We start from the raw sequence: 21,104 nt of genomic DNA, 5'->3' as shown, positions 1-21,104 counted from the left end.
AAAAAATGTAAATTAAATGTAAAAACTCAAGAAATAAGCCTAACTTACCCCTTGATTAATCTACTTAAATAAGTAAGGAATGAAAAAAATAATATTTCTTCTAATTGGCTTTATTGTTTTATCTGCATTTTCTATCAAAGAGAATTTTAAGGACAGAATGCTAGTTGCAGTAACGCCTTATGTTGAGTCTGAATTAGGTATAGATTTAAAGAAAAAAGAAAATACACTAGCTATTATTCAAGTAGATACGCTTACTGAAAAAGATCGTTTACATATTAAAGGAGAGGATCTTTTGGAAGAATTACAAATTGGTCATTTGCCTTTTATTGAATTGCAACGCCATGCAGTAAATCAATATATGCAGCTTTATAAAATACATCCCGTAGCTGATGTGCGAAATGAAATTGATAAGGCAGTAAGAGATTATAGCGCGGAACAAGAAAAAGCAGCTCCATTAATGAAAGAATTGGAGGAAGTTATAGCCAAAGAAAAAGTAGCAGATTCTCATAAATTTGTAGCTTACAAAGTAAGTGCCTTATTAAGGATTGTAGCACAAAATAATAAAGTGAAAACTGATACCTTGCGAATAATTGTCAGTAAAGACTTTCAAGTGATTAAGAAAAAAGATTTTATTAAAGGATAGTAAAAAAACCACATCAGTGGTTTTTTTATTTTAAGTTTCAATTGAATAGGTATAAAAAGCAGTCAATTGAGATAAAGTACTGAAATACCTAAAATACACTATAATTAATATTATGTAAAATAGAAAATTTTAAACACCTATTCCGTGCCATTGCTTCCAATAATTTCTATTTTTGTAAGCTCTATAGCTTAATACAATGATCTATTTACTTTGTAGTATACTCGGTAGCGTTTCTGTTGGTGTATTCTTTAAATATATAAAGAAGTTTCCTATTGATATTTTCGGAATTATCATCATCAATTATGTGGTAACTTCTTTGTTGTCCTTTTTTATTTTTAACGTAGATTTTAGGCAATTTTCATTTTCAATGCCACTTAGTACGGTTTTGATTTTGGGGTGTTTATTGCCAACTATTTTTGTAGCTCAGTTTAATGCTATTAAATATGCGGGGTTAATTAAAACGGATATTGCACAGCGTTTATCTTTATTAATTCCAATTATAGCGGCTATTTTTATTTTTAAAGAACAATTAAATACCCTGCGCTATATGGCCTTAGGTCTAGGCCTATTTTCAGTCTATTTTATTTTAAATAAAGGCAACACGACTAAAACGACGAACTCAAATAAAAGCACTTTTTACTTATTGAGTATCTTTTTAGGTTTTGGAGTGATTGATATTTTCTTTAAAAAATTAGCGCTTTATTCCGCAATTCCCTATACACAAAGTTTGTTTTATGTATTTATTACTGCTTTGCTATTGAGTTTGTTCGCCTATTCTTTGGGAGTTAAGAAAAATATTTTAAAAGTATCTAGACTTAATTTGGCCTCGGGTGTTTTTATTGGCGGATTGAATTTTGTCAATATTCTTTTTTATATGAAAGCACACCAGCACTTCTCCTCTAACCCAACCATCGTTTTTGCAGGTATGAACTTTGGTGTTATTTTTCTAGGGACTTTACTAGGTTATACATTATTTAAGGAAAAATTATCAAGCAAAAATATACTAGGTTTAGTGTTAGCTGGAGTTGCAATTACTCTATTAGTTATTTCAATACGTTAATTTTAAACTTTTTTTAGGAGTAAGGATACTAAATTATCTTTCTATCCGTTAGTTATAAAAAGATAAATATTATTTTTTATTGTATTATTTACTTGAAGGGTTATTTCAACAGAAATAACCCTTTTTTTGTCTTTAAAAATTAGACAGAAATTACTCTAGTTGTTTGATTTTCAATAATTAAAACCTGATTATTACTTAAAATAACTAAAGGTATTTGATTTTTATACGTTTGATAGATGAGTTCAACGGTTTCAGTGAAAGGAAAATTCTGGTAGTGAACCAGTGGATATTCCTCTATTAGTTTTAATCCGTTGTAATTACTTAATAAAGGTGCTTTGGATTTGTCATCCATTGCTTCTAGATACTGAATATTTGGAGATAGGATTACGCTTCCGGCAGAGGTTCCAATATAAATTTTTCCTTGGAGTAGCTGTGCTTTAATTAATTCATCTGCTCCAGATCGACGCATCTCTTGTAAGAGGTAAAACGTATTTCCACCAGACACGAAAATAAAATCATTAACTGCTAATTTGGTTTCTATTTCTTCTCTAGAAGCCGTAGTCAATTCTAAAACATCAATCGTTATACCTAAATCCAAAAAGGCCTGTTGGTCATTTTCTACATGCCCTTTATATTCCTCTACCTTACTGGCAGTAGGAATAAAAGTAACTGATTTGTTTTGTAATTCGTCCTTTACAAAATTTTGAAATAAACAAGCAACCTCACTAAAGGATGAGGCTAAGAATAGTTTTATCATAGCTTCTAGTTTTATTATTTAATCAACAAATAGACTCAATTGAGTTTCTTTTGAATAGGCAATATTTTCTAATTCAAGCAACTTTTGTTTTCTCCATAAACCACCTTTATAACCTGTTAAACTGCCGTCTGCGCCTATAATACGATGACAAGGGATCACAATTGCAATTCTATTTTGACCATTGGCATTGGCCACAGCTCGAATGCTTTTGGGTATATTTAAAAAGTCAGACTGTTGTTTATACGATTTAGTCTCTCCATAGGGAATACTCAGCAAACCTTGCCATACTTGTTGCTGAAATACAGTACCTACTATATCTAGGGCTACTGTAAAATTGGTACGTGTTTTAGTAAAATAAGCTTCTAGTTCTTGCTTAAATTGAGTAATATGCGGGTTGTCTTGTTCTTTAATAACCGCTTGTTTTTCTTTAGCCAGTTTGGCATATTCTTTTTCCAAACCTTGAATATCAGCAAACTCAACTAAACAGATTCCCTGTAGCGTAGCACAAACAACAAGTGTACCTATTGGCGTTTCAATAGTTTGTAAATCAATTTGTGCTTGTTGTGTGGGAATTTTCATCATTGAATTGTTTGCTAGGTCTACTCGTAATTATCGGCGGAAGGTTCAATTACTTTTACCTCATAATAAGGAACAAAAGCCTCTAAAGCCTGTACATATTCACTTTTTCTAATTGATAATTCAATTTCACAGGTCATTTCCATTTTTTGTTGTACTAGGTTTAAATTACGCTCTTTGATCACGCGCATTACATGGTTCATATCCTTATAATCGAATCGAACTTTAAACTTTTTATCAATAGTACATTCGATAATATCTGCATTCTCTAGGGCCATTTGTGCTGCTGCACGATATGCAGTGATAAGTCCACCAACCCCTAGTTTTACACCTCCAAAATAACGAACAACGACAATCAGTATATCCGTAACATCAAAGGATTGTATTTGACCATAAATTGGCGCTCCTGCTGTATTGCTCGGTTCTCCATCGTCATTAGCTCGATAATAAACCGGATCGGTACCCAATTGAAAGGCATAGCACCAATGTCTAGCACTATAGTGTTGTTTCTTTAATTGATCGATTATTTCTTTAACTTCTTCTTCTTTTTTTACTGGAAAAGCATACCCAAAGAATTTACTATTTTTTTCTTTATACAATACTTCTTCTGTAGGTTCGCTAATGGTTTTAAATGCGTCTTTTTCTTCCGTCATTATTTGGCATGTAAAATATGTAATTGATTGGTAGAGATGACCTGCGTCTCCTTAGAATTCCAAGTGTGTAGGGTTGGCGCTTTAATTCCTTCTTTTAACATAGAATCACTAATAAAAATTCGCGCTTCATCCCATAACCCTGCTTGAATAAAATGTTGAATGGTCTGTGTTCCACCTTCGATAACTACAGACATGATTTGTAGGTTATATAAAATAGCACAAATTTGATGTACTAAATCCTGATCAAAATCTGCATAATAATAGGTAACTTTATCTGTAGATATAGCTTCTTTATTGGCAGTTATACAGAGAGTTTGTGCTTCTTGACTGTGAATTGCGAAAGAGGTGGGAATGCTGCCATTTCGATCTAAATAAAGGCGAATTGGGTTTTTTCCAAACCAACTTCTTGTTGTCAAAGAAGGGTTATCTTCTAAAACCGTTTTTGTACCCACTAAAAAAGCCATTTCTTGACTTCTCCATTGGTGTACCAATTGTTTAGCATAGGCATTCGACAACCAAAAAGGCTTTTGTTCTTCTTTGTGTAAAGGAGCCATAAATCCATCTTGACTTTCTGCCCATTTCAGCATAATATACGGGCGTTTCTGTTGATGGAAAGTGAAAAATCGACTATTGCTTTGTTGGCATGCTTTTTCTAAAACTCCTACAAAAACATCAATACCGGCTTCTTTCATTTTTTGAATTCCCATGCCACATACTTTAGCAAAAGGATCTATCGTACCTACGACTACACGAGGAATCTGTTTAGCAATAACCAAATCACAACAGGGTGGTGTTTTACCAAAATGGCTACAAGGTTCTAAACTGACGTAAAGAGTGCTTTCTTTTAGTAATTCTGGGTTTCTTACACTAGCTATAGCATTTACTTCGGCATGAGCTCCCCCATAGGCAGAGGTAAACCCCTCTCCTATTATTTTGTCTTTATATACGAGAACTGCCCCAACTGAAGGATTGGGCATAGCAGCAAATGTTCCTTGCTTTGCAAGTTGTATGCATCGAGAAATATAGTATTCGTCTTTTTCCAAAATTGATAAAACTGTATCTTTGAACAAATTTAATTCTTTTTAGCTAAACTAATAAGGTTTTAGCTTTTAAACTATGCGTATAAAATTACTACAAGACCAGTTTATATTAAAGCTTACTCCGATTTATGACGAGTTAGAAGCTCAGCAATTGTTTCTTTTTTGTTTGGAGGAACTCGAGGGAAAATCGCGTATTGATTTGATTATGAATCCCGACTTACAAACAGAAAAAACAGAGCATTGGTCAACGACACTAGAACAATTAGAAAATCAGCAACCGATTCAACATATTTTTGGGAAAGCCTATTTTTATGGGTATGTATTTGAAGTGAATGCACATACGTTAATTCCCCGTCCAGAAACGGAAGAATTAGTAGAATGGATTATCGCTTCAGTTCCGAAAGAAGGTCCTTTACGCATTTTAGATATTGGTACAGGAAGTGGCTGTATAGGGCTTACTTTAGCGAAGGAATTACCTCATAGTCAGGTTACTTTGATGGATATATCTCCAGAAGCTCTACAAGTCGCTCAGCGAAATGCTATGCAGTTGAATGTGCAAGTAAAACTATTAGAGCAAGATATCTTACTGCTAGATCACTTGGATACTTTTGATATTATTGTGTCTAATCCCCCTTATATTCGTCATTTGGAGAAAGTTGAGATTAAGAAAAATGTATTGGATTTTGAACCGCCCACGGCTTTGTTTGTTGAAGATCATAATCCTTTGATTTTTTATAAAAAAATTGCGCAATTAGCTTTTGCTAATTTAGCTCCTCAAGGACAACTCTTTTATGAAATTAATCAATATTTAGGTTCAGAGATGGTAACGTTATTGAATGAAATTGGATTTTTAGAAACGGAACTTCGTCGCGATTTTTTAGGGAATGACAGAATGACGAAATCAAATAAATAAAAAACATAAAACACTAAAAATAGGTGTTTTACATAATATTAATTAAAGTAAAGATTTAAATAAAAAAGCGAATAAATAGCTTTAAATTTATTCGCTTTTTTACTGCTTCTACTTTAAGAAATCTTCTTCTTTATAGGCTGGATTTGGATAGGTATAAAACCCTTCTCCTGTTCCAACGCCTAATTTATTCTTATCTATAAATTCTCTTTTTAGATAGTCCACTGTTTTTATTTTTAGAGGATCATGCGTCGAATCTGCGGCCATTTTATTAATATTATAAACAGTTGAAATTCCTACAATATCCAAAATACCAAATGGCCCAGCAGGCGCTCCTGTCGCTGCCATCCAGGTTTTATCAATCGTATGTGCATCGGCAATATCATTGACTAAGAGATTGGTTGCTGCATCTAAAAGAGGCACTAAAATTGAATTTAAAATATACCCAGGTTGTTCCTTGTGCAGCGGCAACGCAATCATGCCAATGGCTTTGGCAAAATCCACAATTTCTTTGAAAACAGCAGGATCTGTTTGCGGATGCCCCATGATTTCTGCGGTGTTATGCGTCCAAATTTCATTGGCAAAATGCAAGGCAAGAAATTGTTTGGGTCTTTTTGTTACATCACTAAATTGACTTGGTAGTAAAGTTGAAGAATTTGTAGCAAATATTGTATGTGCTGGGGCTACTTCCGCTAATTCCTTATAAAACCCAATTTTTATTTTAGGATTCTCAGGAACAGCTTCAATAACTAAATCGGCTTGTTCCGTCGCTTTTTTAAGATCGCTAGAATAGTAAAGATTTTGTTTAGTTTGCGCCAATTGCTCTGATGTAGCTGCTAAATCGTTTTTATAGCGTTGACTTAAGGAATCAAATTTAGCTTTGGCTTGGTCAATGGCTTGATCATTGATATCGTAAACGGTTACTTTAAAACCTTTGAAAGCAGTTTGAAAGGCAATCTGGTAGCCTAATACTCCGCTTCCAGCTACGGTTACATTTTTTATATTCATAATTATTAAGTAAATAGTTTGTACACTTTTGATAAGATGTGGTTTCTTAAAGATATGAATATATAATTTAATCGACCAGTTTTTTGCATAAACTATTTATAATAAAAGTTTATTTTATAAGAATAGAGTCTGAAAGTTTGTTATTTTATGTTTTTGGATGAGGATTAATTGTTTGATTTTAGCCCATAAAAAAAGCTACTGTTGATTAAACAGTAGCTTTTAGGTTATAATAAAAATGAATTAATACGTTTCAATTTCATCTAAAACAGGTACAGGGCGTTTACTCTCATTAATAGCTACTAAGGTAAAGTTACCAGAAATTGCTTTTTCACGACCCTCTCTATACATACTTTCCACAAATACATCCACTCGAACATCTAAACTTGTACGTCCAACGCGTACTACAGTTCCGATTAACTCAACCAAGGTTCCTACGGGAATCGGTTGATTAAAGTCGATTTTATCACTGGAAACAGTAACAATCGGTTTACGGCAAAAGCGCGTAGCAGTCATAAATGCAATTTCATCCATAATTGCTAGAACAGCGCCTCCAAACATGGTACCATGATGATTGGTTTGTCCTGGAAATACAGTTCTAAAAACGTGAGTTTCAGAATCTTTAATTTTTTTTTGAATACGCAGCTCCTTGCTTGTTAATTCAGCTTCCATAGTTCTATTTTGTACAATTAATTATAAGCTTGTTGTTTGAAGTAGTAAACAATCCCCTACTTACCCATAAAAAATAGCTGAATTAATTTAGTTATTTTAGAGTAATAGCTTATAAAGAGCAACTGTGTTTATTAGGCTTAAAAAGAGTGGTTTTGTGTATGAACTACTACTTGAAACTCCTAATTTGCTTCTCTTTTGCAGATTGTAAATTTCGCAACAAATATACGGACTAAAACTATTTTATTAGGAATTTTTCAAATAATATTTGATTTTGGCATACTGTTAACAATTTAAGGTGCGGTATGCCAAAAAAATGTTTTTCTTATTTGCCGTCTACATAGTTTTGTAGATAGGAAAAACGCTCGGTTAACTGTCCATTTTGAGTTACAGTAGCGCGAGCTAGTATTTGATCTTTATCAGCATTAAAAAAGGCAGGTAAGACTGTATTTAAAAATACTTCTCCGAACCCTTCACTTGCATCTTTGGGTAATTCACATGGCAAGTTGTCAATTGCCATAACGGTTATCGCTGCTGGGTGATCAAAAGCTACTTCAATATTTTTACCCGGATGGTAGCCATAAAAAGGGTCTGCAATGGTAGACGCTCTTAATGTACTGTCAATTGGACCATGGTCCACATCACAAGATACATCTCCGATTACTTTTATTTTATTATCTATAGAAGCAAGCATTTCTCTTGTAAGAATTTTGGGTGAACCGTGTTTAAAGAAATGACCTGTAATTAGGATATCTGTAACTTTTGTAAATCTTTCGAAATCACTTTCGTATTGTTCTGGATTCGCATAGAAGTCTGCTTTTGTTGCTTCTTTAGCATCTTTGCGTTTGTAGTAATCCATCACTTCTAGTTGGGTATAAACAGGAAGATCATAATTTTGGGTTAAGAAATGGTCAATAGAAACTTTCTTGGCTTTCATCCCTTTCAAAATCTCCATAATCCCATGGCTAACTTTGCCATTTCCGGTTACTACAATTTTAATTGGCGGAAAAAATTGCTTTTTTAATTGTGCAATTAAATCCTCTGTATGCAACATCTTCTCTGCTTTTTTTAAAGTAAAAAGCTCGTATTTTAATCCAAAGGCTCGCAAGGTGTTGTACGCACCTACTATACCTGCATAACGCCCAAAACCGATGAGCCTTTTGTTGTTTTCATCAACTAGGGTTTCGTGGTCAATTAAGCGGATATTTTTAGCTAAACACGTTTGCAGAATACTTCTGTTGTACTCTTGTTCTTTAATGGTATGTGAGAAGAAAAAGTAAGTTTTATTAGGTATTAGAGCCTCAAGGGGAACCTCTTTTACGCCAACTAAAACATCGCAATCTGCTAAATCATCGCTAAGTGTAATGTTTTTATCTGCATAAGCCTGGTCAGGAAAGATTCTAATATCCGAGGGTTCTACTACTGCTTCTAGCGTATCATACGTTTGTAATGCGTGTGCTAGAATTTCAGGGGTAAACACAACACGTCTATCAGGAGGACTTTTTCTTTCCTTAATAATGCCAATTTTCATAATATATTATCTAAATTAGTTGTTTCGTTTTTAAAAGGGTGGTTCTTGCAAAGATAGCTGTATTTCTCAGTTATTCCAAAATTATGAACTTTTAAAGGGTTAAAAGTTGTATTGTTTAGTTTTAAATTGTAATTTTGCATCTACTTAATAAATATATTCTATAAGGGGTCGATCGGTTTTGACAGCGAGTGGAATTAGTCAGTAAGCACGTCGAGCGTTGTTAGGTTGCTCGTAAATATCATCTAACGAACTTTTTAAACGGCGAAAATAATTACGCTTTAGCTGCTTAATCCGAATTACAGTAGGATTGCCTTAGTTTCCACCAGGTGGAAGAGCTAGATTCCCCTTAAGAGCCTTGGTTTGTGGCGCTTTGTTTAGGGGAACCGTAAAATAAACCTAGGAGGGTTAGTGTCTCGGACATCTTCCAAAATCTTAGAGGCTAAGTTAGTAGGGGTTGTTTCAAACCAAGCTACTGATCGAAAATTAAAGTTGAAACTAAGCGTGTAGAAAGCTCTCTGATTGCTTGTTTGGACCCGAGTTCGATTCTCGGCGACTCCACAGAAATAAAAAACAACCACCTGATTATCAGGTGGTTGTTTTTTTATAGGGTAATATTTGTATAGTTTTTGTATAGTTCTCATTATTTATATTAATACTCATTTAAAGACTACTAACATTTTTTATATCTTTATAAATAATAACAAGGAATAAATATGAGAGACCAGGAATTTTTAAATTTATTTTATAGCCTTTTGATAGAACAAGAAAATGTACGTATTATTACACTTGACAGAACTGAATCTTGCGACATAGATTTTGATACTTTAGATAAAAATAGAATTGATATTAAGGAGCGATTGAAATTAAAGCTGACAACAGGAGCTTGCAGTTCTTACTTAGTTGATCAATTAAGCATACATAAAGCACACATTGGCGAGAAATTTGGTGATAAAATTGAATTTATTAACTCATCTGAAGTATTAGACTATATTCATAATTTAGAAAAAGGCAACATAAAAGGTTTGCCTTTCAACAATGAACCTTTGTTAGATTTTGAACATATTCACTTAAGTCCGTATTGCAGTCTAGGAAGCTCGTTACTCAGAAATGTTAAAGAATACTGGTTTAATTCAGAAGGACAAATACGCAAAGCAAGAACTGAAGAATTAAATAAAATCTTACATCGATATAAGAACGCGCCTTATTCTACAATATCAAGAGAAATGCACAATACCGCTATGAAAAATAAAGATTTAAAAGGCGAGTGGTTAATTTACTTAACAAAAAATAACAAGAATTTTTATTTATGTCTTGCTTCACACAAAGAAGGGAAAAACAGAAAAGAAAGTGACATGTTTATTTTTGAAGAAAAAATAAAAAACTACTTAAGCGAAATTCCTGAATAATTAAAAAATGGACTATCTAAAAAATACAGCCCATTTTTTACTACTTACCAACCCAAGTTTTTTTATAAGATAGATCACACCAAATATTATTGTCAGAAGCATAATAATCCACCACCAACTAAACTGCTTCCGCTCCACTTTCTTCCCATCTTCCTCTTCAATTTTCTTTTCATTCTGACCAAAAACCGCTTGCGAATTTTCCTCCTTTACTTTCGTAGATTCGATTTGCTCACCCGCTTCCTTATCACTCAATCCAATCTCATCACCCTTGGCCGTGATGGAACCATCCGTATTAAAAGTTATCGAACCATTGCGAATGTTTAGCTCTCGCATAATTTCAAACACCTTCTTACGGTCAAAATAAATTTCAGTAACTGTTTTCTGTTCCTGGAGAGAAGCCCAGCTTTCCTCTAAAGACGATTTACTGTGCCTTTCAACTTTTCGTGATCCACAAGATTGCACTGTTAAACCTAACAGTACAACCAACAATACAACTACTCTCATAAGCGTTTAATTACCGATTTAGCGACGCTTTTCAAATAGTCTGCGTAATTATCCGCAGTTGCATATCCAGCCTTGGCGATCTCCTCAAAAAAGCGATTGTAATCCCCGCGAACTTCCCAAGCTTTAGCATAACGCTTATTCTCTTGAAAGAACAACGCATGGTCCTGAAAGCTTTGTTCCGGCGTATCGTATTTTCTAAAATAGTCTTTCACTTTATACACATACTTTCCATCTGCACGTTTTGTCATCGACAATACTTCAGGGAATTTCTCGTTAGGACTCCAGAGAATTTCAGTTGTTGTAACAAGCTGCTTCTCCCCTTTTCCTGTCCATTTAATTCCAAATAGATTGTTTCCAACTACTTTTAATCCCCAACCACTTTCAAGTGCTGCTTGCACCAAAATCGCAATATAATTCAATCCTGTTTGCTTTTCAATTTCTTTAGCAGCAGCTTTGTACTTGTTTACAAAAATTGAAGCATTGTCCAATGACAACGCTTCAAATACTTCAAAATTAATCTCCTTCATTTTCTTTTCCTTTTTTTAATTTTTCAACGCTTAAATCCTTTTGGAAGCTATCAAACTTTCCAACTAGTGCGGCTGGTGGAAAAACACCTCGAGTCACTAAATTCATATTTCGCATAGCGGATAGCCCAGGATAAATACACACGATTAAACGCGTTGTCATTTTCAAATACGTGTAAACTAAATCTTGTTCTTTAGTAATATGAGCCAATCCCTCAAAGATTAATCCACCACATAGAACCATCGAAAGTTTAATCAACAACCCAATGATATTCTTTGGCCATTGAAAATCCTTCTTTAACCATAGATGTACACCAGAACCCAACAAATGATCAACTGCAACTAATCCTAAAGCAATCACAACATAATCGATATTCTCACTCCACCACTGCGTAAAAACTCCAGATACATTTCCAACCACAATTGCTAACGCTCCCACTACTCCTGATAATTTAACACTCACTCCAATTTGCTGTAAATTATACAGCAAATACCCTTGTAAATCGATTAAATACTTCATCTATTGCCAACTAACTATTAACCCTTTTTCAACTCTTACATTCACTCCTCCAACATTAAAAGTACCGGTAGCTCCAACAAATCCATTTGCTTTATAATCTCCTGTCACAATATTCATATCACCATTTTTTAAAGTGATTCCTCCCTTTTCAATAAGGATAGCATCTACTGCATGAGCAACAGCCTGAACCCATAAAGCAGCCTTATACGTTTCATTTCGGTATTTACCCGTACCAAATAGTTTCAAATAATAATCAACACCACCTGTTTCAATTTCATAACGAACATTGTGGTTATTACCAGTAAAGCATGACATTCCTCCATTTGGTCCCTCTCCACAAAACATTCCATCGTACCAATCATCATTAATGAGTTTTAAACCATCTTTGTCAAATTTGAAAAACTTTTGATACGGACGCGGTAAAAAATTAATTATCCGATTCCCTTCCTTATTGTATTCAAGTCCTTCATTAATTTGGAATTCTCCTATTTGTCCCGCCATTGCTTTTAGCAGTCCATTCACTCCATCTAAGGTCAAATTCGGATTTGTAGGACTTGGAGACTGACTAACCATTTTTTGATCTTTGAAAACAAAACCAGCAATATTTGCATTTTCAGCAATTAAAAGGTTTACTGCTAGTTGTTCTAAAGAGTTCAATCGAATAAACTCGTTTGTCGGATTGATTTGTACAGTTATATTGTTATAACCAGGCTTTAATTTCCACCAGCTGTCTGTTGCACGATGGTAGATGTAATCAATTACTTCATCGCTGTTTCGGTAAACATCACCAACCGCCCATTCACGCTGAATAGGTAATTGCCCTGGACGACCTTGCGGACCATCAATAACCTTTGAAATAGAAATAGAATCTTCGTACTCTTGGTTTTGATTGTTTTTGACAACAACGCGGTACGTTTCAACCGTTGAAATTTGATCATGTGCAAGTACAAAGTTTTGATTCGTTCCAACAATTACAGTTCCCGTTCCTTTATACCACGCATAACTTACAGCCGTGAAATTATACGGCATAGCCCTTAAAGTAATAGTTGAAGGCGTATTGTTTTGAAACTGTGTACCAGTGGCTTGAATGCGCACCGATTTGATGCGCTCTCTAAGACTTACCTTTCTTGATCCTCTTACTTGTCCCATACACTTTAACTTTCTGTTACTTCAAATAATACACTTATCTCATCCACTCCTGCAGCTTCTATTTCTGCATAGGTTACTGTTATAGATGTTCCACTTGTTTGTGTTCCAATGCTTGTTCCATTAAGCTTAATCTTTTGGTACTTATAAATCCAAGCACCTGGAGCGGGTGTTGTGGTTCCGCGGTAAACAACTTTTGGCGTGTACTTAATTGAGCCACCCGGTTGCAAATCATCCTCAATACCTTCAACATTATACATCAATTCTAGTGAGTCGGTTTCATCTCGAACGGACATTGTAGCTGATTTCACTAGCTGACCGTTTTCTGATATTTCTACGATATAAGTATCATAGGTCTGAATATCCGCTGCTGTTAAGGTTAGTGTTTGTTGCGTTTTCCCAGGCAACAACATGCGGTTATCCGCAATTGGATCATTAGCCAAGTCTTCAGCTTCATCAAGCGTGGATTTATACCATTGATAGGTTATTCCAGTTGTGGTTGCAATTCCACCTTTTTCTAGTATTGCTTTTAGCGTTACACTTGGATAAGTGGTTGTAATTGTTGCACCACGGCCATTTGCATCGACTATATAAGCATTATATGTATTGGCACTTATATTTTCCTTTGTTACATTAATTAATGCCGAAATCGCAGTTGTATAGCCTCCAGTGTAGGCATTTGCATTAAACTCAATCGAACTTGTCGTATCGATGTTATTCATGATATCGGCTTTAATTTTTAAAGCAGGCACTTGAGTAGAACCGATATTGTATGTTATTTTTTCAAAACGCGTATCTGTATCTTCAATAACTTGTCCATTAAACTTCCATACAGTAGCAGTTAATTGAGCTGTTGAGAGTGGTGTATTAGTAAGCGAGGTTAACACTTGTGCATACACGGTGCGTTGTTCCGCAACGTTAACCCAACTCCCTACAACAACTCCATTTTGATACTTTGCAACAAGCGGTTTATCCGCAATAAGCATACTGGTTAGCGTATCTCCTTTTTTAGATAACTTAATCGATCTAGATCCTCTTACTAATTCCATGTGTCAATAATTTTTAATGCCTTAGGCGTTTCCATTTCTTCATATTCAAAATCTACTTGATTTCCTTTTTCACTGTAAATCGTAAGGATATCTTTTTTGAAAATCACTTGGCCTTCATTTTTTTGAAAGTAATGATCTTCAGGAATTACTCCTTTAGTGATAGCTATTTCTTCATTCATTAATATACATTTCATCGCTTATGCTTTTAAGGTTAAATCTTCTCGTAGTTCGTAGTCTAGTTGTTTGTTTGCTTCATTCAAAGCCTTGATATCTGCAATGGATATATTAACCTTGAATCCTTTGTATTTAAAAGTTCCAGGTGCTTGCTTAAGCCATCCTACAGAAAGAAATTGTTCCGGTTGTTGTATAATACCATTGTTGGTATTTAAAACCATCTCGATTTGCACAGAAGCTGCCTCTGGTGATACAGAAGTTGGGTATAGCACTTCTTCATTATAAGCAGGAAATTGCTTCATCAACATAAAATCTGATTTATACAGTTTTATAGATGAATTTCGATTAGGACGATAATTAGGTGGTAGTGAGGTATTCGATGTATAATACTCTGTTTTTTGACTAATCAAATTTTGTAGCTCTTCTTTTAAAGGCGTCCAATCTTTAGATATAGATCCATTAACTAGCATGATTTTCTCTATCTCTATATATGCTCCTGCCAATGGTTGAATGTTAAAAATAAAGTTTTTGTTTCCCGTATCTGTATAAGTGTAATCTAGTACAGTTCCATCAGTTATATTAGTAAAAGAAGCTCTACCTGTAGCAGCTGCCACCCCTCCAAATCTCGCAATAAGCTCTACAGATGGTGAAGACACTTTTTTTACGTAGATTCGAATCGAACAAGCACCTGTTAATCCTGTAATATTTTGTTGAGAAGTCTGCGTGTTTGGAACTACCTTTAAAACGCCATTTTCAATATTTGCTTTAGGCTCGCTATTTGCACCCATCCATTTAGGTGATACTTTATTAAAAACAGAGTCTTGAAGTACATTAATGTCTCCTCTTTGATACAATTCTCTCCACTGAATTACCTCCGGATCATTATCTACTTTATCCATAATTAAGCCATTTAAATACTCTGAACAATCCGCAACTTCAACACTTACTATCAATCCTTCTTTTACAATTCTTGAAGCTTTGACAAACAACTTATTGGTATAATATCCTTCAAATCCACCACTTGATTGAATTAAAACACCATTTGAATACCACCAAAAGGCAGCAGGCACTATATCTTTACCTCGATACAAATCAGCCTGGCAAATTAACCCTTGGTTGTTTTCGGTTGGAAAGAGATTATAACCAACAGGTGCAGAGGTTTCTAACAGTACAGGAGATTCTGCAACAGGAAGTGTTATAAGGTCAAATGCCTCTTGAAAGTTTACTACACGTTTTGTTGTACTATCTAAAAACCGCGCAGAAAACAAAATAGTCACTGGCTGTGTGTCGCTCACATTTTTAAAGATGGTTAGTTTTCCTTTGTCCGCTCCAGTGCCGATACGAAACTCTTTGTCTGTTGACAAGATATCTTTATACCCTGTTGGTGTTGACTCTTTCCAAATTACGTCTGTAAGATTCGCGTTAACCAATCCATTCACAATATTATGTGTATCGTTTACCCCGCAATCAATTCGTACAACGTACGGATCAATACGACGGTCAGGTTCAAAATAACGCGTATTAGTGTTGTAATTTTGACGATTAGAACCACTTCGAACAATTACATTCTTGTAAGCGTTAAGTGGTTTATAATCCACTTTTATGTTTAATACTCCTTGCTTCATTATCCTATGTTTGTTTGTGCTGTTAAACGTTGATTTTGTACAATTGCTTGACATACAAATACAATTGATCTTGAGTAAATATTGGGTGTGAAATCAGCTGCTGTTAAGTGAATGATTCGTTCGGTTTTGCCTTGAGACCAAATCGCATCGGAATCGCGATCTTCTTGCGTAGTTCCTGATTCTCTAAACCATTGCCAGGAAACAACTTCATTTGTGTAATCGTTAAAATATCGCTCGACTGTAGCTGTAAGTGTGGTTTGTAGATTATCAGCTGCTATGGTTTCACCTTCTGAAGAATCGATGAAGAGATGTAAAGAATCTGTACCCAGGATCTCATCTACATTTTGATAGGTCAATTGGATATCTAATCCACCACTCACAACGAAACACTGTTCGTTTTTGACGTATTTTAAAAGGATGGTTTCATTAGGTCTTAGGAAGTAATCCTTTTGTGTATAAAGCTTCAATGGAAAATCAACTTCTAAAGCATCGTGAACAATTGTAATATAGTCAGTTCGCCTATTGCGGATGGACACTTCGAATCCATCCGGGTAATTCTCATCAACAAGCAATCCAAACACCCCATTCATTACGCCATCAATAAAACTATTCCCACCAATTACTTCAATATTTCTTTTATTGATATCAATCGATAAAAGCTTATCCTGGTGATTGACTTGTACCCAGCGGTACGATAGTTTAGAAATGAAATCTCCTACTGCCTCAGAGCCTACATTTTGCATTCCTGCATCACTCACGTATAAATAGAGATAAGGCAAGTAATTTCCAACGATGCGCGGAACAATATAACCTTCTGAGCTTTCTATTCCCGTGATAAGTTCAAATGCACCGTTTCCATTTGCCACAACAATATCGACGCGATAAGTTGTCCAATCAGCTCGCAGAATCGGAAAAGTAAAACTGACTGCATTCTCAATCTCTAATCCACCGATCATCCATTTTATTCCCGGATTAATCACAACCGTGTTGTTGGACAAAACATAACCCGAATCGTAAATGAAGTAATCTTTCAATGCAATCTTATCGATTCTTTCATCGAGGTATTGAAAGTTTCCATCTACTTCAGCAGATAACAACTGTCTCCCCTTCTCTCTTCTGTATATTATTCTATCTGACATAATCTTCTACACAATATTCATCTACACAATAAATTCGCTCTCTTGCAATGGGGCCAAATGGCTCACCAGGCACGCGAATAAAAACAATATGTCTAACCCAATATTCCTCCTGAATGATCTGTAACATTTTCATATATATTTTCAATCATTGTTAACTCTGTTCTACCTTCTGAAAAATCCATTTCAATTCTAGTTGGAATAAATTTTTTATTTCCTCGCCACTTAAATTCAAATAGATTCAAAGGACTAAACACTCCGACAGCTCTACCATCAATTTTAATGTGAGGTTTTGCCTGTACATCATGAATCATGCGTGCATAACATTCACCATAGCGCAAGCTTTCATTAATACCATTGCGCTTCCAACTCAACCTCCAAGCTTTTTGTTCTGATACCCCTTCACGCTTAAAAATGAATCGCTTATTACTATTGTCCTGTGCGTTATCAATATGAAATAAATCAACGGTTTTTTTCGTAGAGTAATCAATTGGACGTATCTTTTTGGAAGTATATTTGTTTTTTGAAGACAACTTAATAGCTAACTTAGAGATACCAATATCATTAAAAGCAGGTTGAAAATTATTGAGCAAAACAGGTGGGTAAAGCCTCAATTGAAGCCATCCATTTTTATCAATTAGCGTATGTTTCTTTTTAACCTTTCCTTCTAGAGAGCTTCTTTTTTCAATCCATACCCGATTTACAGAGGTATTATTACCCTCTTGCCATTCATTGCGGCCTTGAGAAAATCGCAAATCCAAAACTGAATCTTTATATTTATTTGAGCCTGGAAAATTGGAATTCAAAACCTCATTCCCCAACAAAAGCTCATAACGCATTACATCTTCATACTCTCTATTTTCAAATTTTTCCTTTGTACCGTTAATTGTAAAAGCAACTAATTCCAATTCAAATTCTAGTTTTTTAAAATCCCATTGAGAATCCGCCTTTTCTATCCAAATTAAATTTGCTAACTCAATGTATGACCCCCGCACATCACTTTCTATTTTCCATCCAGCAGGACCAATCATTCTAGGCCATCCCGGATTTATATCAGGAAATGTTTGCCCAGGATAACTATATTCATAAAACCATTTTCCTTCTGTCGGGATTTCATTAATTGCACAATTAACCTTTTTCCAATGTACATAAGGATTATTTGACCATATTGATTGATCCTTTTCATAGAATTTCTCATCAACAACATCTTTCTCAGCATCGTAATTTGCTGTAAGTTCTACTCGCTTCCAAGGTGATTGAACAGATATTATAGGATCCGCAATAAATGTTAGTTTTTTATTTTCTACGGCAACTAATTCAACCCCTTTATAAACAGCATCATAACCATATTTAAAACAAGACAACAAATCCTTATGCTGTTGATTTATTCCGATTAGCCACCATTTCCCATTATAAGTAAAAAGCTTACATCCTAAATCATGGACGAGGTTTTCAAGAACATCATATACAGGATCTTTTTCCCAACTTTCTCCGATTCCAAATTCATTTTGTTCAGGATCTTCTGTATAAAGTCTTCCATTTACAAAAATTTCATCCCAACGAAACCCATTCCCCGCAACAATAGAAGGACAGAAATACAAATCTTGCTTAAGTCCTGTAGAGACCAAAGCTTTACAGATATAGGCGATTACCGAATTATCCCCAGTATAATAAGCATTGTCAGAAAACTCCTTTCCATTAAGCAATCCTATACCATCAGTTGCAGTCATTGATACAAATAAGGCTGGAGACTTATAGGGTTCAGAATATTGATCCGGCAATAAAAAACCACGCCATAACAACACATTATTTTCATCTACCAAATCAACTCGATATCTTGTTTCAGCTCCTGTGAATAAATGAAAAAACTTACCATCCGCCCCATCCTTAACCAATAAATCAAACACCAAAGAGGAAGTCATCAATGCTTGGTATTTATCATCCGCTCCTTCATACGTAAGTTTAATGGAGCTTTTCGCTGCCTTATTTTCGATAGTCTCTAAAGGAAATAAAGGAAAATCTATCGTTTGAACCAGTACACTTGTTTGTGTATCAATTATTTTAATTCTAACCTGCTTCATTATCCAATTCTGTTACTTCTTGCTGCATTGCGATTCAAGATTAACTGCAAATCACTTCCACTAACTTTTAAATCTCCACTCAAAATAATTTGTGCAGACCCACTGCCAGCTGGTTCAATCAACTCTTTCAGTTTATTCAAAGGAGCAATAACTTCAGGGTTATTAGTCGCCCCTGCATATTCTCCCATTAATCCCAAAGTAGGACCATATACCACACCACCATCTGCAAATTTTGGAATAGACGCAAAAGCTCCTAATATTCCTGCAATTGCTGTTGCAATAAATACTGGAGTAGTAAATACAGCAGCAGGGCCTGTAGAATTTGCTGACTGAGTTGCTCCAACAATAGCATTTGCCATCGCATTAGATAAAGCCATTGCAATCAATTTTAAAATAGTTGATGCCATAGCCTGGCCAAATCGAGCCAATCCATCCTCAGCTTGCCCCATAGAATCTATAAAACTATTACTCATTTGTCCAAAAGCACCACTAACAGATTCAGCATAAATAATAGCTTCTTCTCTACGCTGTGTCAATAACTGCTCACTTCCCTTTGCTTGACCTTCTATAGAGTCTTGAAGATGTTTTATCGATTCTTTTGCAGAACTTAAAGCAGATTCATTTGTTTTAATTTTAATCTCAAACTCAATATCTTTAATTTGATTAGATAAGGCTTGATACGCAATATTAGCTTCCCCAAAAACGATACGAATAGCTTCTCTTTGCTTTTCCAGTGTTTTGATTTGTTTTTCCAAAGCAACAGTTGACCCTTCTACAGCCGGACTATAATCCACAGCTACTGTAGTCGCCTTTTGCCTTTTTCCTGTAATAGCGTCAATCTTCTTTTGAATGCCTTCTATTTGAATAGCTGTAGCGTTAAATTCTTCAACCGTTAATGCTTGTTCATTCTGATATTTTTTAAGTTCACTGATTTGAGATTCATAAAACTTAATAGTTTCTAATTTAACAGCTTCAAATTGCTTGCTTTTTTTTCCTGATACAGCAGAACCTCCTTCTATATCTGAAATCTTAGCTTTGTATTCGTCAATCTGTTTTTGAATTGCTTTGTACTGATCAGGGGATTTAGCCGTTTCTTTTTGGAGTTTTTGTAAAGACTTAATTTGCTCTTCATAATAGGAGATTGTATTCTGATTAGAATCTTTAACTACGCCTGCTTTATTTCTTTCTGCTTTAGCATAATTATCCAAGGATGCAATTTGCCTATCATACAAAGACAATTCTTTTTCTCTTTGTTTTAAATAAGGCTCATAAGCTGCTAACAAACTGTTTGTTTTCTCTTTTGTATAATTCAATGACTTGGCGTAAGCTAAAATCTCTTGTTTAGTAGAGAAAACTACATCAGATTGAACTCCAAATAAAGAAAAAATAGCATCCGAGGCATCTTGAGCCCATCCTGTTTCTCCTAACTTACTTGTTTCAAGCTCAATTTTTTTTTGAAAAAGCTCCGTTTTCTTAGCCATCAATGCTTGTTCCCTAGCTTTAGAATTTAATGCATCTATATATTGTTCAATAGCATCTGTCGCTTTTTTCGTATTGATTGTTTCTAGATTAATATCTCCTAGGTATTGGGGGGCAACTTCATTCAATCTTTTTATTGCGTCTAAACGGTCTTTTTTCAAAGCAGTTTCGTCTTTTGCAACAAGCAATAAGGAGTCTAATTCTGCACGTTCTTTCGCTGTGTTTTTTAGCGCTTCTGCATTTACATCATTCAACATCTTTTGCATTTGAGCCGCTTCATTGCCTTTTCTAGTAAAAAAATATAAAGCAGTTCCAGCAGCTGTAATAACAGTAGCTAAGGCCGTCCAAGGATTCGCCATAATTAGCGCATTGAGTTTTGAAATGGCAGACATAATTTCAGGAATAAAAGCAACTACTCCACCTATTGTAGAGATTACTGTTCCCGCCATCTGATCTACATAACGCCCAACATACATTCCTGCTTTACCAATAGCATTACCAACCTCTTCAAACTTTTCTTTATGCTCCTCTAGCTTTGCTGCCGCTTGATTTAGCTTATCAGCTAGTTCCTTTACATTAACCTGAAATCCTACATTTATACTTGCAACAGCCATAC

Annotated in this window: 22 protein-coding genes and 1 other RNA gene; 5 read left to right on the top strand and 18 right to left on the bottom strand. The window is 34.9% G+C overall.

The genetic code is table 11. The features are described from left to right. Positions 1-79: 79 nt before the first annotated feature. Together ACMHJ2_RS12960 and ACMHJ2_RS12955 are read left to right on the top strand one after the other, a co-directional pair. Positions 80-643: a hypothetical protein gene (locus ACMHJ2_RS12960; RefSeq protein WP_413513281.1), complete on the top strand. Its 564-nt coding sequence runs from the start codon at positions 80-82 to the stop codon at positions 641-643. 196 nt (positions 644-839) lie between these two features. After that, entirely contained in the window at positions 840-1,703 is an 864-nt protein-coding gene (locus ACMHJ2_RS12955) for an EamA/RhaT family transporter (RefSeq protein WP_413513280.1), read from the top strand. A 139-nt stretch (positions 1,704-1,842) separates the two neighbouring features. Here ACMHJ2_RS12955 and ACMHJ2_RS12950 read toward each other — a convergent pair whose 3' ends face one another. The 4 genes from ACMHJ2_RS12950 to ribD are packed head-to-tail and all read right to left on the bottom strand — an operon-like array spanning position 1,843 to position 4,759. Beyond that, positions 1,843-2,460 (bottom strand): Type 1 glutamine amidotransferase-like domain-containing protein, encoded by a 618-nt coding sequence (locus ACMHJ2_RS12950; protein ID WP_413513279.1) that lies wholly within the window; start codon positions 2,458-2,460, stop codon positions 1,843-1,845. Between the two features lie 18 nt (positions 2,461-2,478). Next, positions 2,479-3,039, bottom strand: a complete 561-nt coding sequence (locus tag ACMHJ2_RS12945; RefSeq protein WP_413513339.1) for a methylated-DNA--[protein]-cysteine S-methyltransferase — start codon at positions 3,037-3,039, stop codon at positions 2,479-2,481. A gap of 20 nt (positions 3,040-3,059) precedes the next feature. Next, positions 3,060-3,689 (bottom strand): IMPACT family protein, encoded by a 630-nt coding sequence (locus ACMHJ2_RS12940; RefSeq protein WP_413513278.1) that lies wholly within the window; start codon positions 3,687-3,689, stop codon positions 3,060-3,062. Beyond that, positions 3,689-4,759: a bifunctional diaminohydroxyphosphoribosylaminopyrimidine deaminase/5-amino-6-(5-phosphoribosylamino)uracil reductase RibD gene (gene ribD / locus ACMHJ2_RS12935; RefSeq protein WP_413513277.1), complete on the bottom strand. Its 1,071-nt coding sequence runs from the start codon at positions 4,757-4,759 to the stop codon at positions 3,689-3,691. The genes ACMHJ2_RS12940 and ribD overlap by 1 nt, the downstream gene beginning before the upstream one ends. 46 nt (positions 4,760-4,805) lie before the next feature. On the opposite strand from ribD, the gene prmC reads away from it, so the two are divergent. Next, entirely contained in the window at positions 4,806-5,642 is an 837-nt protein-coding gene (gene prmC / locus ACMHJ2_RS12930) for a peptide chain release factor N(5)-glutamine methyltransferase (RefSeq protein ID WP_413513276.1), read from the top strand. A 108-nt stretch (positions 5,643-5,750) separates the two neighbouring features. Here the strand turns inward: prmC and ACMHJ2_RS12925 are convergent, their stop codons facing one another. The 3 genes from ACMHJ2_RS12925 to ACMHJ2_RS12915 form a co-directional block, all read right to left on the bottom strand. Further along, positions 5,751-6,647, bottom strand: coding sequence for a 3-hydroxyacyl-CoA dehydrogenase (locus ACMHJ2_RS12925; protein WP_413513275.1), 897 nt, complete (start codon positions 6,645-6,647; stop codon positions 5,751-5,753). A gap of 240 nt (positions 6,648-6,887) precedes the next feature. Continuing rightward, positions 6,888-7,316, bottom strand: coding sequence for an acyl-CoA thioesterase (locus tag ACMHJ2_RS12920; RefSeq protein WP_413513274.1), 429 nt, complete (start codon positions 7,314-7,316; stop codon positions 6,888-6,890). Positions 7,317-7,638: 322 nt separating this feature from the next. After that, complete coding sequence (locus ACMHJ2_RS12915) at positions 7,639-8,844, bottom strand: NAD(P)-dependent oxidoreductase (RefSeq protein ID WP_413513273.1); 1,206 nt, start codon at positions 8,842-8,844, stop codon at positions 7,639-7,641. 164 nt (positions 8,845-9,008) lie between these two features. Between ACMHJ2_RS12915 and ssrA the strand changes: the two genes are divergently transcribed. After that, positions 9,009-9,405, top strand: a transfer-messenger RNA (tmRNA) gene (gene ssrA, locus ACMHJ2_RS12910). 191 nt (positions 9,406-9,596) lie between these two features. Next, positions 9,597-10,250, top strand: coding sequence for a hypothetical protein (locus ACMHJ2_RS12905; RefSeq protein ID WP_413513272.1), 654 nt, complete (start codon positions 9,597-9,599; stop codon positions 10,248-10,250). A gap of 12 nt (positions 10,251-10,262) precedes the next feature. Here the strand turns inward: ACMHJ2_RS12905 and ACMHJ2_RS12900 are convergent, their stop codons facing one another. From ACMHJ2_RS12900 to ACMHJ2_RS12850, 11 genes are read right to left on the bottom strand one after another with little or no spacing between them, the layout of a single operon-like run. Further along, complete coding sequence (locus ACMHJ2_RS12900; protein WP_413513271.1) at positions 10,263-10,754, bottom strand: hypothetical protein; 492 nt, start codon at positions 10,752-10,754, stop codon at positions 10,263-10,265. Next, entirely contained in the window at positions 10,751-11,281 is a 531-nt protein-coding gene (locus tag ACMHJ2_RS12895) for a glycoside hydrolase family 73 protein (RefSeq protein ID WP_413513270.1), read from the bottom strand. The genes ACMHJ2_RS12900 and ACMHJ2_RS12895 overlap by 4 nt, the downstream gene beginning before the upstream one ends. Further along, positions 11,268-11,798, bottom strand: coding sequence for a hypothetical protein (locus tag ACMHJ2_RS12890; protein WP_413513269.1), 531 nt, complete (start codon positions 11,796-11,798; stop codon positions 11,268-11,270). The genes ACMHJ2_RS12895 and ACMHJ2_RS12890 overlap by 14 nt, the downstream gene beginning before the upstream one ends. Further along, complete coding sequence (locus tag ACMHJ2_RS12885; RefSeq protein ID WP_413513268.1) at positions 11,799-12,947, bottom strand: hypothetical protein; 1,149 nt, start codon at positions 12,945-12,947, stop codon at positions 11,799-11,801. Between the two features lie 5 nt (positions 12,948-12,952). Next, positions 12,953-13,993 (bottom strand): hypothetical protein, encoded by a 1,041-nt coding sequence (locus ACMHJ2_RS12880; protein ID WP_413513267.1) that lies wholly within the window; start codon positions 13,991-13,993, stop codon positions 12,953-12,955. Continuing rightward, positions 13,984-14,187, bottom strand: coding sequence for a hypothetical protein (locus ACMHJ2_RS12875; protein WP_413513266.1), 204 nt, complete (start codon positions 14,185-14,187; stop codon positions 13,984-13,986). Before ACMHJ2_RS12875 ends, ACMHJ2_RS12880 begins: the two co-directional genes overlap by 10 nt. Positions 14,188-14,190: 3 nt before the next feature. Then, positions 14,191-15,792 (bottom strand): hypothetical protein, encoded by a 1,602-nt coding sequence (locus ACMHJ2_RS12870; RefSeq protein WP_413513265.1) that lies wholly within the window; start codon positions 15,790-15,792, stop codon positions 14,191-14,193. After that, positions 15,792-16,931 carry a hypothetical protein gene (locus ACMHJ2_RS12865; protein WP_413513264.1) on the bottom strand — a complete coding sequence of 380 codons (1,140 nt, stop codon included), beginning with the start codon at positions 16,929-16,931 and terminating at the stop codon, positions 15,792-15,794. Before ACMHJ2_RS12865 ends, ACMHJ2_RS12870 begins: the two co-directional genes overlap by 1 nt. Then, positions 16,921-17,058, bottom strand: a complete 138-nt coding sequence (locus tag ACMHJ2_RS12860; protein ID WP_413513263.1) for a hypothetical protein — start codon at positions 17,056-17,058, stop codon at positions 16,921-16,923. The genes ACMHJ2_RS12865 and ACMHJ2_RS12860 overlap by 11 nt, the downstream gene beginning before the upstream one ends. Beyond that, a complete protein-coding gene (locus ACMHJ2_RS12855) occupies positions 17,024-19,009 on the bottom strand; it encodes a hypothetical protein (protein WP_413513262.1) in 1,986 nt (661 codons plus the stop codon). Before ACMHJ2_RS12855 ends, ACMHJ2_RS12860 begins: the two co-directional genes overlap by 35 nt. After that, a complete protein-coding gene (locus ACMHJ2_RS12850) occupies positions 19,009-21,102 on the bottom strand; it encodes a hypothetical protein (RefSeq protein WP_413513261.1) in 2,094 nt (697 codons plus the stop codon). The genes ACMHJ2_RS12855 and ACMHJ2_RS12850 overlap by 1 nt, the downstream gene beginning before the upstream one ends. Between the last annotated feature and the right edge of the window lie 2 nt (positions 21,103-21,104).

Source organism: Myroides odoratus, from assembly GCF_965118575.1.
GTDB lineage: Bacteria > Bacteroidota > Bacteroidia > Flavobacteriales > Flavobacteriaceae > Flavobacterium > Flavobacterium odoratum_B.
This window is presented reverse-complemented; position numbering and strand designations above follow the sequence as displayed.

Excerpts from the sequence above, each read along its gene's own strand:
- ACMHJ2_RS12960 (WP_413513281.1), top strand. The coding sequence starts at position 80 with ATGAAAAAAATAATATTTCTTCTAATTGGCTTTATTGTTTTATCTGCA.
- ACMHJ2_RS12955 (WP_413513280.1), top strand. The coding sequence starts at position 840 with ATGATCTATTTACTTTGTAGTATACTCGGTAGCGTTTCTGTTGGTGTA.
- ACMHJ2_RS12950 (WP_413513279.1), bottom strand. The coding sequence starts at position 2,460 with ATGATAAAACTATTCTTAGCCTCATCCTTTAGTGAGGTTGCTTGTTTA.
- ACMHJ2_RS12945 (WP_413513339.1), bottom strand. The coding sequence starts at position 3,039 with ATGAAAATTCCCACACAACAAGCACAAATTGATTTACAAACTATTGAA.
- ACMHJ2_RS12940 (WP_413513278.1), bottom strand. The coding sequence starts at position 3,689 with ATGACGGAAGAAAAAGACGCATTTAAAACCATTAGCGAACCTACAGAA.
- prmC (WP_413513276.1), top strand. The coding sequence starts at position 4,806 with ATGCGTATAAAATTACTACAAGACCAGTTTATATTAAAGCTTACTCCG.
- ACMHJ2_RS12925 (WP_413513275.1), bottom strand. The coding sequence starts at position 6,647 with ATGAATATAAAAAATGTAACCGTAGCTGGAAGCGGAGTATTAGGCTAC.
- ACMHJ2_RS12920 (WP_413513274.1), bottom strand. The coding sequence starts at position 7,316 with ATGGAAGCTGAATTAACAAGCAAGGAGCTGCGTATTCAAAAAAAAATT.
- ACMHJ2_RS12915 (WP_413513273.1), bottom strand. The coding sequence starts at position 8,844 with ATGAAAATTGGCATTATTAAGGAAAGAAAAAGTCCTCCTGATAGACGT.
- ACMHJ2_RS12900 (WP_413513271.1), bottom strand. The coding sequence starts at position 10,754 with ATGAGAGTAGTTGTATTGTTGGTTGTACTGTTAGGTTTAACAGTGCAA.
- ACMHJ2_RS12895 (WP_413513270.1), bottom strand. The coding sequence starts at position 11,281 with ATGAAGGAGATTAATTTTGAAGTATTTGAAGCGTTGTCATTGGACAAT.
- ACMHJ2_RS12890 (WP_413513269.1), bottom strand. The coding sequence starts at position 11,798 with ATGAAGTATTTAATCGATTTACAAGGGTATTTGCTGTATAATTTACAG.
- ACMHJ2_RS12885 (WP_413513268.1), bottom strand. The coding sequence starts at position 12,947 with ATGGGACAAGTAAGAGGATCAAGAAAGGTAAGTCTTAGAGAGCGCATC.
- ACMHJ2_RS12880 (WP_413513267.1), bottom strand. The coding sequence starts at position 13,993 with ATGGAATTAGTAAGAGGATCTAGATCGATTAAGTTATCTAAAAAAGGA.
- ACMHJ2_RS12875 (WP_413513266.1), bottom strand. The coding sequence starts at position 14,187 with ATGAAATGTATATTAATGAATGAAGAAATAGCTATCACTAAAGGAGTA.
- ACMHJ2_RS12870 (WP_413513265.1), bottom strand. The coding sequence starts at position 15,792 with ATGAAGCAAGGAGTATTAAACATAAAAGTGGATTATAAACCACTTAAC.
- ACMHJ2_RS12865 (WP_413513264.1), bottom strand. The coding sequence starts at position 16,931 with ATGTCAGATAGAATAATATACAGAAGAGAGAAGGGGAGACAGTTGTTA.
- ACMHJ2_RS12860 (WP_413513263.1), bottom strand. The coding sequence starts at position 17,058 with ATGTTACAGATCATTCAGGAGGAATATTGGGTTAGACATATTGTTTTT.
- ACMHJ2_RS12855 (WP_413513262.1), bottom strand. The coding sequence starts at position 19,009 with ATGAAGCAGGTTAGAATTAAAATAATTGATACACAAACAAGTGTACTG.
- ACMHJ2_RS12850 (WP_413513261.1), bottom strand. The coding sequence starts at position 21,102 with ATGGCTGTTGCAAGTATAAATGTAGGATTTCAGGTTAATGTAAAGGAA.